The organism is Streptomyces sp. 5-10 (genome assembly GCF_014712245.1).
Taxonomy (GTDB): Bacteria; Actinomycetota; Actinomycetes; order Streptomycetales; family Streptomycetaceae; genus Streptomyces; species Streptomyces violaceusniger.
The window spans coordinates 78,639-91,268 of sequence record NZ_JACVYG010000008.1; the positions used below are offsets into that span (position 1 = coordinate 78,639).

Consider the following 12,630-nt stretch of genomic DNA (forward strand, 5'->3'; position numbering starts at 1 on the left):
GGACGAGCTCTGACGGACAGGCTCTGACGAACGAGCTCTGACGGACAGGCTCTAGTCGAGTGCGGCCAGCGCGGCGCGGAGTTGGTCGAGGGTGTGGCGGGTGAGCTCGGTGAGCGTCTTCCGGCTCGCCGGATCGGCCCACTGGTCGAAGGCGTCGTGGTAGGCGCGGATGCCGAGTTCGGCGGCGAGGCTCGCGGTCGGTTCCGGCACGCCGCGCTTGTGGAGCGCGTCCGTCACGGCCTCGGCGAGCTTCGCGCGCTTCAAGGCCGAGCGCTCCTGCAGTTCGGTGTGGCCTGCGATGACCGGGCGGAGTCTGGCGCCGAACTCGCGGCGGTCGTCGGTGAAGGTGGCCGTGAGGGCGTCGAGTGCGGCGCGGACCGCCTCGAGCGGTGTCGCGGAGCCGGGCGCCGCGTCGATCGCGTCGGCGAGGAGCCGGGTGTGGGTGTCCTGGCCGGCGAAGAGCACTTCCCGCTTGTCGGAGAAGTGCCGGAAGAAGGTGGTCTTGGTCAGACCGGCCCGATCGGCGATCTCGTTGACGGTGGTGGCGTCGTAGCCCTGCTCGGTGAACAGGTCGAGTGCGGCGCGCACCAGCCGTTCCCGCGCGTTCGGTTCCCATCGAGCCATGCGCACAGCATAAGTGATGTGACTTGGTAACGTCACTTCGGCTATGGTGACGGCACCAAGTCACATCACTTCGCTTCGCTTGGGCGGAGCATCCCTCGAGGAGAGCCACGCATGCGTGTTTTCGTCACCGGCGCCAGCGGCCACATCGCGTCGGCCGTGGTGCCCGAACTGCTCCAGGCCGGACACGAGGTCGTCGGCCTGGCACGGTCCGACGCCTCGGCCACCGCCGTCAAAGCCCTGGGTGCCGAGGTGCGCCGTGGCGACATCGACGACCTGGACGGTCTGCGCGAGGCCGCCGCCGACGCGGACGCGGTCGTCCACCTCGCGTTCAACCACGACGCCATCCCCGCCGGGAAGTTCGCCGACGCCGTGGCCGCCGACCTGGCCGTGGTGCGGACACTCGGCGACACGCTGGCCGACACCGGCAAGACCCTCATCGGCGTCGGCTTGACGCCCACCGGCGACGCGGAGCGCGACGCGGCGATAGCGGCCAACCCCCGCTCCGCCGTCTCGCGCGCCCTCCACGACCTCACCGAACGCGGCGTGCGGACCGTGCTCGTCGCGATCCCGCCGGTGACGCACAGCACGCGGGACAGGGGCGGCTTCATCCCGACGCTGATCAAGATCGCCCGCGACACGGGTGTGTCCGGCTACGTCGGCGACGGCACCAACCGCTGGCCCGCCGGTCACACCCTGGACGTCGGCCGCCTCTACCGGCTGGCGCTGGAGAAGGCCCCGGCCGGCTCACAGCTGTACGCCGCGGCCGAAGAAGGCATCACGGTGCGCGAGATCGCCGAGACCATCGGCCGCCACCTGAACGTTCCGGCCGTGAGCATCCCGGCCGAACGGGCCGCGGACCACTTCACGGGCTTCCCGTTCATCACGATGGACATCACCATGCCCAACGCGGACACCAGGCAGTTGCTGGGCTGGGAGCCGGTTCACCCCGGCCTGATCGCCGACCTCGACGACGGCCATTACTTCACCATCGACTGACGCCGACGGGCGCGGCCGGGGCGGGGCCGGGGCGTCCCGGTCCGCACCCGGCCCGAGCGTCTCAGTGGAAGAGCACCATGTAGGACGAGGTGAGGCCCGAGGCCAGCCAGAAGGATCCGAAGGCGATACCGACGATGATCAGTACCGCCAGGGCGCTGTCTATCTTTTCCACCAGGGGGGATGGAGGCCGGGGCTCCAGGTCATGAGAACTCATCCGTCCAACATATGCCAAGAAGTAGGTGTGTGCGGCGGCCTGTTGAGGTTTCCGCCGCACCGGCGGCCGGTCGTCCTCGTGGAGAGGGGCCCCTCGAACCGGCCTCTCAGGTCTGCTCGGTCTGCGGCGTCAAGGACGGCCCCATCCCGTAGGTCGGCGAGTTTTTGTCGGTCAGGCGTCCGTCGACGTGGTGGTGGTCGTGCCGATGCGCGGCAGGACGACGATGAGCACGGCCGCCGCCGCGAGCAGATGCAGCACTTCGAGGGCCACGACGGTCAGGGCCTGATCGGCGCCCACCAGCGGCCCGACCAGTAACAGCGCCACGGCGATGGTCACGATCGCGGCGAAGGTCCGCGTCGGCCGGGCCGTGCGCCGCGCGACGAGCAGCGCGGCGGTGCCGCCGACCAGGCTCACCAGGAAGGCCGCGAGGCACGCCTGAACTGCGGTGACGGTGCTCTCGGTGCCGGACATGGTGACGTCGAAGTCGGCTCCGGCGGCGTCGAAGATCAGGTAGCCCACGAGGACGGCGGCCGCCGCGGCCAGGGCCGCGGGTATGAGGAGGCGGGCGATGGCAGCGACGGGGCGGGTGGATGTGGTGTCAGTCATGGAACTTCTTCCGTGGAGGGGGGAACGTGGGTGGTGAGCAGCCCCGCGGGTCGGGTGGGGCAGGAGTGCGGGGCTGTCAACGGCCACGTCAGTCTGCTCGTTGATCGTTTCGGAGGGCGCGCTTCCGGCCACGGCCCGGCCACCGACGAACATGGCGAAGTCCCCGGGATCTCAGCCCCGCTTCGTTCACCGCTCCGTCGGCGCGGCCAGTGCCGGGTTCTGTCCGGACCGGCCGAGCGCCTCGGCGACGAACCCGGAGGCCGTCAAGTGGGCCACGGTCTCGCTCAGGAAGCGCACGGTCTCCGGACGTCGTGTCCTCGTTGTCCCGACGGCCCGCCGGATGATCATGAAAGCGGGCGGAGCGCGTCAATCCCTTGGGGCGCCGACCGGGCGGCGAGCGGACCTGGTCACCCAGCGTCGGGTGGCCGGATCGCGCTGTGCGCCGACCGGTCTCTTCGCCGTGTCGGCCGCTGAGGCGCTGTGCCGGTTGTGGAGCGATCTTGTGAGATTCGGACACGTTTTTGAACCTCACCCGCCGGTGGCTCGTCATCCAGTGCTGGAGCACCGGGATGTCTTCGCTTCGCGACGGAACGAAGGCCCCCGCGTGATGAACCGCACCACGAACGAATGGACAAGCACACCATGGGGCGACACCGACGCATATCCCGGCTTCCCCGGACCACGCTGGCGTCACGAGCGGCGCTGGCCGCCGGGGCGCTCGTGCCGACGATCGCCTCGGTGGGGTCGGCTCACGCGGCCGCCCCGCAGGCGGCGATCTGCACCTCGGACGAGCCGGGGCTCGCCGACAAGCTCTCCGAAGACATCAACTCGGCGCTGGACGGCTCCACCGCGACGACGGCGATCAGCCTCCACGACCGCGCCACGAACACAACCTGCACTCTCGACGCGGACCGGACGTTCGACTCGGCGAGCACGGTCAAGGTGACCGTGCTCGCCACGCTGCTGTGGGACGCGCAGAAGGAGGACCGCGCCCTGACACAGGAGGAGAGGGACCGCGCCACCGCCATGATCACGAAGTCCGACAACGATGCCACCACCGCGCTGTGGAAGCAGCTCGGAGCGGACAAGATCAACGGATTCCTGCGGGCCGCGGGGATGACCAACACCGTCCTCGACGGCGAGGGGCACTGGGGGCTCACCCAGATCACCGCGAACGACGAGGAGAAGCTCCTCAACCTGGTGACCCACGCGAACCCGGTGCTCGGCGAGGGCTCCCGCGGCTACATCCTGAAGCTGATGGGCGAGGTCGTCCCCGAGCAGCGCTGGGGGACCCCGGCCGGCGCGCCGGGCGACGCACAGGTGCATGTGAAGAACGGCTGGCTGGAGCGGGCCACGAACGGTTGGCGGGTGCATAGCCTCGGCGCTTTCACCGGCGGCGACCACGACTACACGATCACGGTGCTCTCGCAGGACAACGCCACGATGGACGACGGCATCGCCAACATCGAGGGCATTGCCCGCGTGGTCCACCAAGACCTCAACGTGCCCGGGGCCGCGTCCGTGTCCGCGCGCAGCGCTCAGCGCTAGGGGGTGTCCGGCGGGTGATGACGCCTGCGGCGGGCCGCTCCCCTCCCCGCCCCTTCCCGAAACCGGGGCTCCGCCCCAGCCCCCGGGGCTGTGCCCCGGACCCCGAGCCTGGGGCTCTGCGCGAGCGACAAGGTCGCCGCTCAGCGCGCCCAGATCCAGTACACGCTGGGCGAGGGCCCCGCCTCCGGCCGCATACCCAGGGCCCCACCGCCCGCACCGACAGGGAATGCCGTGACGGGCAGCAACCGCAGGCATATCTCACGCAGCCGGGCCGGGCCGCGCATCCGCGGTGGTTCCTCCGTCTACTTGTCGGCAATTCGCCGTCTATTTGCCGCGCCCGGTCACGATGTCGCGGGCCCGGTCGACCAGTCCCGCGCCGGGAGCCAGGAGCTTGTTGCCCGGGGGAGTGTCCGGTGCGCTGGGGTGCGGCCTGGTGGGCGCCATCTTCTTCGCCCTCCGCACGCTCTCACCGAGCTCGTGCAGATCCTCCTTGCCGCACGCCTGACGCAGCTGGGCGAAGAGGGTGGTTTCCTCGTCGTGGACATGGGCCGTGACCTCGGTCTTCAGCTTCAGCACCAGGTCGTTGAAGTCGGCGGCGTCCGCGTCGAGCCCCTCCAGCGCCTTGAGGAGCTGTTCCACCCGGGAGTGATCGGCGATCTCCTTGTCCGCGATCGCGTCGCCGTCCGCGATGTGGCGGCGGACGGCCGGATAGAGGTACTGCTCCTCGGCCACGGAGTGCCACGGAGTGCCGCACCAGTTCGATGGTCGCCTGGTCCATCAGACGCTTCCGCTCGGGGCTTCCCGGCGCGGCGGCCTGGACCTTCTCGAAGAGGTCGTCGACCTCACGGTGGTCGGTGGTCAGCTCGTCAATGACGTCTCCGCCATGGCCCACAACGATCACAACCCTTCTGGTTCGTGGCGCTGACGGTCGCGAGCGCCACGCTCCGTGTCCCCGCGATGCGCGCCTCATAACGCGGCGGAGCGAAGCCCGCACGGCCGGCCCATCGGGGTCAGGAGGTCCCGGTGTGGTGGTCGAGCAAGCGGGTGAGCAACCGCGTGAACTGGTCGCGTTCGGCCGGGTTCAGCGGCGCGAGCAGTTCGTCGTGGAGTTCGTCCAGGACCTTGTCGAGGCGGTGCAGTTGACGGCGGCCCCGGGAGGAGATGGTGATGGTGTTGCGGCGCCGGTCGTCGGGGTCCGGCGCCCGCTCGACGAGGCCGCGCTCGGTCAGTTCGTTGAGCACACCGACCATGTCGCTGCGGTGGATGCCGGTGCGCCTGCTCAGCGTCGCCTGGCTGCCCGGGCCGTATTCCTCCAGCGAGGCGAGCACGGCGTAGTGCCACTTGCGGGCGTCGGCCCGGGCCAGGCCCTCGTTGATCAGCCGGTCCGACCGCATGGTCAGCTGCGACAGCAGCCGGCTCGCCAGCCGACGCAGCCGTCCGGGCGTCTGGGGCGCGCCGGCGTCGGGGACGTCCGCGGCTTCGGCTCTGGTCATGGCGCTCATCCTACCGATTGCGTTGGTCCCACTAACGATGTACGTTCGCACGCGCCAACAACGTTGGTGTGACAAACGTTTGTTGAGCGAACTCCATGGAAGGAACACCTTGCCCACCACGACACTGCGGATCCCCACCCCGGACGGTCAGGCCGACGCCTTCGCCGCCTTCCCCGACGGCGGCGGGCGGCACCCGGGGGTGCTGCTGTACGCGGACGCCTTCGGCATCCGGCCCGTGCTGCGGGAGATGGCCCGCGAACTGGCCGGGCACGGGTACTACGTGCTCGTCCCCAACTTCTTCTACCGGCATGGCCCGGCACCGCTGATCGAACTTCCCGAGCACATCGGAGAAGAGGTCCGGCCCGCGATCGTCGGGCAGTTGATGCCCCTGATCGAGGCGCACACCACCGAACGGATCCTGTGCGACGCCGATGCCTACCTGAGGTTTCTCACCACCCGGCCCGAGGTCGGCGCCGGACCGGTCGGCGTGATCGGCTACTGCATAGGCGGCCTCCTGGCGATGCGCACCGCCGCGGCCCACCCCGGCCAGGTGGCCGCCGTCGCCGCATTCCACGGCCCCCTGGTCGCCGACGGGCCCGACGGCCTGCACGGCCTCCTCTCCAAGGTCACCGCCCAGGTCCACCTCGGCCACGCCGAAACCGACATGACGCCCGAGGCCCTGCGCGAGCTCAACCAGGCCCTGGACGCCGCGGGGGTCGGCTACACCTCCGAGATCTACCCCGGCACCGTCCACGGCTTCACCATGTCCGACACCGACGCCTTCAACCCCTCGGCACTGCAACGCCACTGGGACCGGCTGCTCCCGCTCCTGGACCGCACCCTGGCCGACGGCTGAGGGGGCTGCGGCCCGGAGAGCGAACCTGGCGGACGGATTTCCTACGGCCCAACCTCTTCACGCATCCGGTGCATGCACTGTATACAGAGTATATGAGCCGAGAAGACAGAGGCCGCCGCGGTGATGCCCAAGGCGCCGACGCCCTCACCGACGAGCTGCGCCGGCTGATCGTCGAGGGCGTCTACCCGCCGGGTCACCGACTGGTCCAGGACGAACTCGCCGACCGTTTCGGGGTGAGCCGCATCCCGCTGCGGGAGGCCATGCGCACCCTCGCGAGCGAGGGCCTGCTGCGCTCGACACCGGGCCGCGGCACGTTCGTCACGGCGCTGGACCTCGAGGAGATCGACGAGATCTACAACCTGCGGCGGCTCATCGAGCCGAGTTTCGCCGAGCACGTCACCGAGCGGGTCTCCCGGCGCGACATCAGCCGGTTCGAGGAGATGGCGACCGCGATGGAGCGGGCCGCGGGGTCCGGCGCCGACATCTGGTCGCGGACGAATCTCGCCTTCCACCTGGACATGTACCGGCTGTCCCGGCTGCCCATGCGCTACGAGATCATCTCGCAGATGTACCACCGGCTGGAGCCGTACTCCCGGTTCTACGTCCACGGCACCTCGGCGTACGGCCGGGTCCACCACGAGCACGCCGCGATGGTCCAGGCGCTGGCCGACGGGGACGCGGAGGAGCTGGCCCGGCAGATCACCGCGCACATCGACGGCGGCCAGGAAGGGCTGCACACGGCCTGGGAGAACAGCAGCGGCGCCCTCCAGGCGTACTGGGCGGAGTCGGCCCGGTGACCGCCCTCGCGCTCAACACCGATGTGGGCGAGGGGTTCGGGGTCTGGGGGCCGGCCGACGAGGGTGAGCTGCTGGACCAGGTCACCGCGGCCAATGTGGCCTGCGGGTTCCACGCCGGAGACCCCGACATCCTGCGCCGCACCTGCGAGGCGAGCACCGCCCGGGGCGTGGCGATCGGGGCCCAGGTCTCGTACCGCGACCTGGCCGGATTCGGCCGCCGCTTCATCGATGTGCCACCGGCCACGCTGGTCAACGAACTCCTGTACCAGATAGGCGCGTTGGAGGTGTTCGCCCGGCTCGCGGGCGGTCGCGTCGGCTATGTGAAGGCCCATGGCGCGCTCTACAACGCGGCGGCCCGGCACACCGGGCACGCGGCCGCGATCGTCGAGGCCGTCGCCCTCTACGACCGCGCGCTGCCGCTGCTGTGCCAGCCGCGCACCGCGGTCTGGGATCGGGCGGTGGAGGCCGGGGTGCGCCCGCTGGCCGAGGGGTTCATCGACCGCGGCTACACCGACGAGGGGCTGCTGGTGCCCAGATCCGCGCCCGGGGCCCTGATCACCGACCCGGCCGAGGCGGCCGAACGGGCCCTGCGGATGGCGGAGTCGGGGACCGTGGTCTCGGTGAGCGGCAGTGTCGTACGGATCGCCCCGGACGGCGGGGAGCTGGCCGCGCTGTGCGTGCACAGCGACACCCCCGGCGCGGCCGGGCTGGCCGCCGCCGTACGGGAGGCGCTGGCGTCGGAGGGTGTCGCGGTGGGCCCGCCCGGCCCCACCGCCGACCGGGTCGGAGTAGGGCCATGACCCCGGCGAACGTGCCGTCTGCGGACGCGACCCCTGCGGACCTGCCTCTGGCGGACGGGGCCCCTGCGGACGTGACGTCTGTGAACGTGTCCTCGGCGGACGTGCCTCGTGCGGATGGGCCCTCGGCGGACGGGGCCCGTGCGGACGCGACCCCGGCGGCCGTGCCCTCGGCGGCCGTGCCCCCGGCGGACGCGACCCCTGTGAAGGTGGCCCTGGCGAACGTGAGCTCTGGCAAAACGATTCTGCGGAGGGCCGGTGACCGGGGTTGGCTGATCGAGTGTGCGGATCGGCGGCCCGCCGACGTCGCCGCCTCGATCCGCGCCCAGCCCTGGGCGTCGGGGCTGCGGGAGGTCGTGCCCGCCGCCACGACCGTGCTGGTGGTGGCGGAGACCGCCGCCGGGATGGGTAAGCTCGCCGCCGGGCTGCGCGCCGTGCTCGACGGGCCCGGCGCCCACCGCACCGGACCGCCGCCCGGCCGGCGCATCGTGATCCCGGTCCGCTACGACGGCCCGGACCTGCCCGAGGTCGCCGAACGCCTCGGCCTGGCACCGGAAGAGGTCGCGCGGCGGCACGGCGCGGGGGAGTACCGGGTCGGCTTCTTCGGCTTCGCGCCCGGCTTCGCGTATCTGGACGGCGTACCGGAGAGCCTCCGGCTGCCCCGGCTGTCCAGCCCGCGGCCGAGGGTGGCCGCCGGGGTGGTGGCCATCGCCGGGAACCAGACGGTGGTCTACCCCGGCGGAACCCCCGGCGGCTGGCACCAGATCGGCGTCACCACCACCCGGCTGTGGGATGTGACCGCCGATCCGCCGAACCGGCTCGCGGTCGGCGACCGGGTGGTCTTCGAGGCGGTGGCGCCATGACGGTCGCCTCCGCCGCCCCGGGCCGCCGGGTCCGCACCCGGCACCGGCCACCGGCCCCCGGCACCGGCCCGGAGCCCGCCGTACTGACGGTCATCCAGGCGGGGCCGGCGGCCAGCGTGCAGGACCTGGGCCGTCCGGGGATGGCGCATCTGGGCGTCCCCGCCTCCGGTCCGGCCGACCGGCGCAGCTTCCGGCTCGCCAACCGGCTGGCCGGGAACCCGGAGGACACCCCGGCCCTGGAGGTCACCCTCGGCGGCCTCGCGATCACCCTCTCCACCACCCGCCATGTGGCGGTCACCGGGGCCCCGGCGCCGCTGACGGTCGACGGGGTGCCGGTCGACGGCGCGCCGCGGCTGTGGCTCCGCGCCGGATCGGTGCTCGCCATCGGCCGCCCCTGGGCGGGCTGCCGTACCTATCTCGCCGTATCCGGAGGGATCGAGGCGGAGCGGGTGCTGGGGTCGGCCTCGCGCGACTCCCTCACCGGGCTCGGCCCCGACCCGGTGCGCGCCGGGGCGGAGTACGGCCTTGGCCCGGTGCGCCCGGTCCCGGCGATCCCGCTGGAGCTGGCGTTCAGCGTCGTCCCGTGCGGCGCACCGGCCACCGTCCGGTTCCGCTGGGGCCCGCGGCACGAGCTGTTCGACGCCGCGGACCGGCACCGGCTCACCACCACGCCCTGGCGGGTCTCCGCCCAGTGCGACCGGGTGGGCGCGCGGCTGACCGGGCCGCCGCTGGCCATCGGCTCGGTCGACCTGCCCAGCGAGGGGACGGTGCGCGGCGCCATCCAGGTGCCGCCGTCGGGCGAGCCGATCGTCTTCCTCGCCGACCATCCGGTCACCGGCGGCTACCCCGTCATCGGGGTGGTCACCGACGCCGACATCGATCTCGTCGGCCAGACCCTCCCCGGGGACGCGCTGCGGCTCGCCCCCGTCCACTGAACACCCTGAAACAGACTCCCTGAAACGCCATCAGAAGCCCCATCAGAAGCCCAAGGAGACACGCACATGACCGCTCAGCCCGCCTCCCTCGTCCCCTTCCACCTGGCCATCCCGGTGGACGACATCGAGGCCGCCCGGGAGTTCTACGGCAAGGTGCTCGGCTTCGCCGAGGGCCGCTCGGACACCAAGTGGATCGACTGGAACTTCGGTGGCCACCAGGTCGTCACCCACCAGGTCGGCGACGGCCCGTCCGGGACGCCGCGCGACGGCATCGCCGGGACCAACCCGGTCGACGGCCACCAGGTGCCGGTGCCGCACTTCGGCCTGGTGCTGCCGGTGCCGGAGTTCCAGAAGCTCGCCGAGCGGCTCACCGCGGCGGGCACGGAGTTCGTGATCGAGCCGTACGTCCGCTTCCAGGGCGAGCCCGGTGAGCAGTGGACGATGTTCTTCCTCGACCCGGCGGGCAACGCGCTGGAGTTCAAGGCGTTCGCCGACCTCGGACAGCTCTTCGCCGTCTGATCCGCCACTCCGCCACCGCCCGGCGGTCTTCATCCGCCCGGCGGTCCGCACCGACCCACCGGCGGGCGGCGCCCGGCCCGGCAGGACGACGGTCATCAGCGGGAGGGCTGGTCCCGCGGATGACCGTCGTACGGGCCCCCGGCGCCGTACCGGCGGCACTGACAGCACATCCCGGCAAAGGACAGGTCAGACCCGGAGGAACCCATGACGAGCGTATCAACGGCCTCGACGGCACCCGGAGACACCGGGGGCGCGGCCGCCGTGGCCACCGCGGCGCGCGGCGGCCCGCGCCGGGCGGCGCTGGCGGCGGCCGCCGGCACCGCCATCGAGTACTACGAGTTCGGCGTCTACAGCTATCTGGCCGTGGTCATCGGCCCACACTTCTTTCCCGGGGACGACCCCACCGCCGCCCTGCTGGCCACGCTCGCGGTGTTCGGCAGCGCGTTCCTGATGCGGCCGCTGGGCGGCATCGTGCTCGGCCGGCTCGGGGACCGCGTGGGCCGCAAGCCCGTACTGATCCTCACCGTGACCGGGATGGGCGGCGCCACCGCGGCCGTCGGGCTGCTGCCCACGGCCGAGACCGTGGGCGTGGCCGCGCCCGTCGCCCTGCTGGTGGTGCGGCTCGCGCAGGGGTTCTTCGCGGGCGGTGAGGTGACCGGCTCGGCCACCTACCTCGCCGAGTCGGCCCCGGCCGGGAGGCGCGGCTTCTTCGGGGCCTTCACCCCGGTCGGGGTGGCCCTCGGCGGCGGGGCCGCGGCGCTGGTCGCGGGCGTCACCACGACCGCGCTGAGCGAGCGCCAGCTCGACGCCTGGGGGTGGCGCATACCGTTCCTGCTCTCGCTGCCCCTGATCGCCGTCGCCCTGATCGCCCGCAACCGGCTCGCGGACTCCGAGAGCTTCCTCGCGGCGAAGTCGGAGCGGGCCACCGCCAAGGCGCCGCTGACCGAGGTGTTCACCCGCCACCGCGGCCCGGTGCTGAAGGTGACCCTGCTGGCCATCGGCTCCAACTGCGGCTACTGGGTCGGCCTGATCTTCATGAACATCTACCTGACCACCGACCTCGGCTACCCCAAGGACTCCACCTTCTGGATCATGGGCGGGATCAGCCTGTTCGTGGCCGTCCTGATGCCGGTGTGCGGGGCGCTGTCGGACCGGTGGGGCCGCAAGCGGCTCATCACCGTCGGCTTCGCCGGGTACGCGGTCCTGGTCGTCCCCGCCATGCTGGTCATGGGTCTCGGCAGCTTCCCGCTCGCCGTCGCGGCCATGGTGGTGCTGGCCCTGCCGATGCCGGTCGTCCAGTCCGTCACCTACCCGACGTACGCCGAGCTGTTCCCGACCCGGGTGCGGTACACCGGGCTCTCGTTCAGCTTCAACATCGGCACCATCGTCGGCGGCGGACTCAGCCCCTATCTGTCCACCTGGCTGATCTCGGCCACCGGCAGTCTGCTCGCCCCGGGCTTCCTGCTGATGGCGGCCGTGGTGGTCGCCCTGCTGACGCTGCGCACCGTCACCGAGTCCAGCCACGGGGAACTGGCGTGACGGCCCCGGCCCCTTCGGGAGACGGCCTTCCCGGGGACGTCCCCGCCACCCCGGCGGCGCTGCGGCGCCTGGTGGCGGACGGCCGGTGGACCGGGCCCACGGCCGGTCTGCTGGACGGGTACCAGCAGGCCAACCTCGTGATCGTACCCAGCGAGCTGGCCTTCGACTTCCTGCTGTACTGCACCCGCAACCCCGCGCCCTGCCCCGTCCTCGCCGTCACCGAGCCGGGCGACCCGGTGGTGCGGCTCGGCACGACCGTCGCCGACCTGCGGACGGAGCTGCCCCGCTACCGGGTCTGGCACGACGGCGAATTGGCCGCCGAACCCCACGACATCACCGCCCACTGGCGCCCGGACGCGGTCGGCTTCCTCCTCGGCTGCAGCCACACCTTCGAGGGCCCGCTGCGCGCCGCGGGCGTCCCGGTCCGGTACGCGCCGGAGTCCGCGGCGCCGCCCGTCTACGTCACGGACGTGGCCACCCGACCCGCCGGGCGGCTGTCCGGGCCGCTGGTGGTGAGCATGCGCGCGATACCGGCCCGGCTGGTGGCGCGCGCCGTCGAGATCACCGCCCGCTATCCGGCCGGGCACGGGGCGCCGGTGCACATCGGCGACCCGGCGGCGCTCGGCATCGCCGACCTGGCCCGGCCGGACTTCGGCCCCTCCCCGGTCGTCGAGGACGGCGACGTCCCGGTGTTCTGGGCCTGCGGGGTGACACCCCAACTGGCGCTCCCCGCCACCCGGGCCCCGTACGCCATCACCCACTACCCGGGGCACATGTTCGTCTTCGACCACACGGTCGACGCGGGCCCGGCACCGGGGTGAACGGCCCTCCGCGGCCCGGGCG

The 12,630-nt window shown here is 72.2% G+C and carries 14 protein-coding genes and 1 pseudogene; 10 read left to right on the forward strand and 5 right to left on the reverse strand.

Annotated features, from left to right (window positions below; genetic code table 11):
* Positions 1 to 51: 51 nt before the first annotated feature.
* Entirely contained in the window at positions 52 to 624 is a 573-nt protein-coding gene (locus IEJ02_RS12805; RefSeq protein WP_191064952.1) for a TetR/AcrR family transcriptional regulator, read from the reverse strand.
* A gap of 111 nt (positions 625 to 735) precedes the next feature.
* On the opposite strand from IEJ02_RS12805, the gene IEJ02_RS12810 reads away from it, so the two are divergent.
* The gene (locus tag IEJ02_RS12810) at positions 736 to 1,620 is read left to right on the forward strand and encodes an SDR family oxidoreductase (RefSeq protein WP_191064953.1); all 885 of its coding nucleotides are present in this window, start codon (positions 736 to 738) and stop codon (positions 1,618 to 1,620) included.
* Positions 1,621 to 1,681: 61 nt separating this feature from the next.
* Here the strand turns inward: IEJ02_RS12810 and IEJ02_RS12815 are convergent, their stop codons facing one another.
* Both IEJ02_RS12815 and IEJ02_RS12820 read right to left on the reverse strand, forming a co-directional pair.
* A complete protein-coding gene (locus tag IEJ02_RS12815) occupies positions 1,682 to 1,834 on the reverse strand; it encodes a hypothetical protein (protein WP_165556232.1) in 153 nt (50 codons plus the stop codon).
* 171 nt (positions 1,835 to 2,005) lie between these two features.
* On the reverse strand, positions 2,006 to 2,440 hold the full coding sequence (locus IEJ02_RS12820) for a DUF6069 family protein (RefSeq protein ID WP_191064954.1): 435 nt from the start codon (positions 2,438 to 2,440) through the stop codon (positions 2,006 to 2,008).
* Between the two features lie 642 nt (positions 2,441 to 3,082).
* On the opposite strand from IEJ02_RS12820, the gene IEJ02_RS12830 reads away from it, so the two are divergent.
* Positions 3,083 to 3,988 (forward strand): serine hydrolase, encoded by a 906-nt coding sequence (locus IEJ02_RS12830; protein WP_191065079.1) that lies wholly within the window; start codon positions 3,083 to 3,085, stop codon positions 3,986 to 3,988.
* Positions 3,989 to 4,312: 324 nt separating this feature from the next.
* Here the strand turns inward: IEJ02_RS12830 and IEJ02_RS12835 are convergent.
* Positions 4,313 to 4,880: pseudogene (locus IEJ02_RS12835) on the reverse strand (hemerythrin domain-containing protein).
* Positions 4,881 to 4,998: 118 nt separating this feature from the next.
* The gene (locus IEJ02_RS12840) at positions 4,999 to 5,481 is read right to left on the reverse strand and encodes a MarR family winged helix-turn-helix transcriptional regulator (protein ID WP_191064955.1); all 483 of its coding nucleotides are present in this window, start codon (positions 5,479 to 5,481) and stop codon (positions 4,999 to 5,001) included.
* A gap of 109 nt (positions 5,482 to 5,590) precedes the next feature.
* Here IEJ02_RS12840 and IEJ02_RS12845 point away from each other — a divergent pair, with 109 nt between their 5' ends.
* The 8 genes from IEJ02_RS12845 (at position 5,591) to IEJ02_RS12880 (ending at position 12,608) form a co-directional block, all read left to right on the forward strand.
* On the forward strand, positions 5,591 to 6,337 hold the full coding sequence (locus tag IEJ02_RS12845; protein WP_191064956.1) for a dienelactone hydrolase family protein: 747 nt from the start codon (positions 5,591 to 5,593) through the stop codon (positions 6,335 to 6,337).
* Between the two features lie 92 nt (positions 6,338 to 6,429).
* Positions 6,430 to 7,134 (forward strand): GntR family transcriptional regulator, encoded by a 705-nt coding sequence (locus IEJ02_RS12850; protein ID WP_191064957.1) that lies wholly within the window; start codon positions 6,430 to 6,432, stop codon positions 7,132 to 7,134.
* Positions 7,131 to 7,934 carry a LamB/YcsF family protein gene (locus tag IEJ02_RS12855; RefSeq protein WP_191064958.1) on the forward strand — a complete coding sequence of 268 codons (804 nt, stop codon included), beginning with the start codon at positions 7,131 to 7,133 and terminating at the stop codon, positions 7,932 to 7,934. The genes IEJ02_RS12850 and IEJ02_RS12855 overlap by 4 nt, the downstream gene beginning before the upstream one ends.
* Before the next feature lie 221 nt (positions 7,935 to 8,155).
* Positions 8,156 to 8,794: a 5-oxoprolinase subunit B family protein gene (locus IEJ02_RS12860; protein ID WP_317985783.1), complete on the forward strand. Its 639-nt coding sequence runs from the start codon at positions 8,156 to 8,158 to the stop codon at positions 8,792 to 8,794.
* Positions 8,791 to 9,729 carry a 5-oxoprolinase subunit C family protein gene (locus IEJ02_RS12865; protein ID WP_191064959.1) on the forward strand — a complete coding sequence of 313 codons (939 nt, stop codon included), beginning with the start codon at positions 8,791 to 8,793 and terminating at the stop codon, positions 9,727 to 9,729. Before IEJ02_RS12860 ends, IEJ02_RS12865 begins: the two co-directional genes overlap by 4 nt.
* Positions 9,730 to 9,795: 66 nt before the next feature.
* Complete coding sequence (locus IEJ02_RS12870) at positions 9,796 to 10,248, forward strand: VOC family protein (protein WP_137976900.1); 453 nt, start codon at positions 9,796 to 9,798, stop codon at positions 10,246 to 10,248.
* A gap of 204 nt (positions 10,249 to 10,452) precedes the next feature.
* On the forward strand, positions 10,453 to 11,787 hold the full coding sequence (locus IEJ02_RS12875) for an MFS transporter (protein ID WP_191064960.1): 1,335 nt from the start codon (positions 10,453 to 10,455) through the stop codon (positions 11,785 to 11,787).
* Complete coding sequence (locus IEJ02_RS12880; RefSeq protein WP_191064961.1) at positions 11,784 to 12,608, forward strand: putative hydro-lyase; 825 nt, start codon at positions 11,784 to 11,786, stop codon at positions 12,606 to 12,608. Before IEJ02_RS12875 ends, IEJ02_RS12880 begins: the two co-directional genes overlap by 4 nt.
* Positions 12,609 to 12,630: the final 22 nt, after the last annotated feature.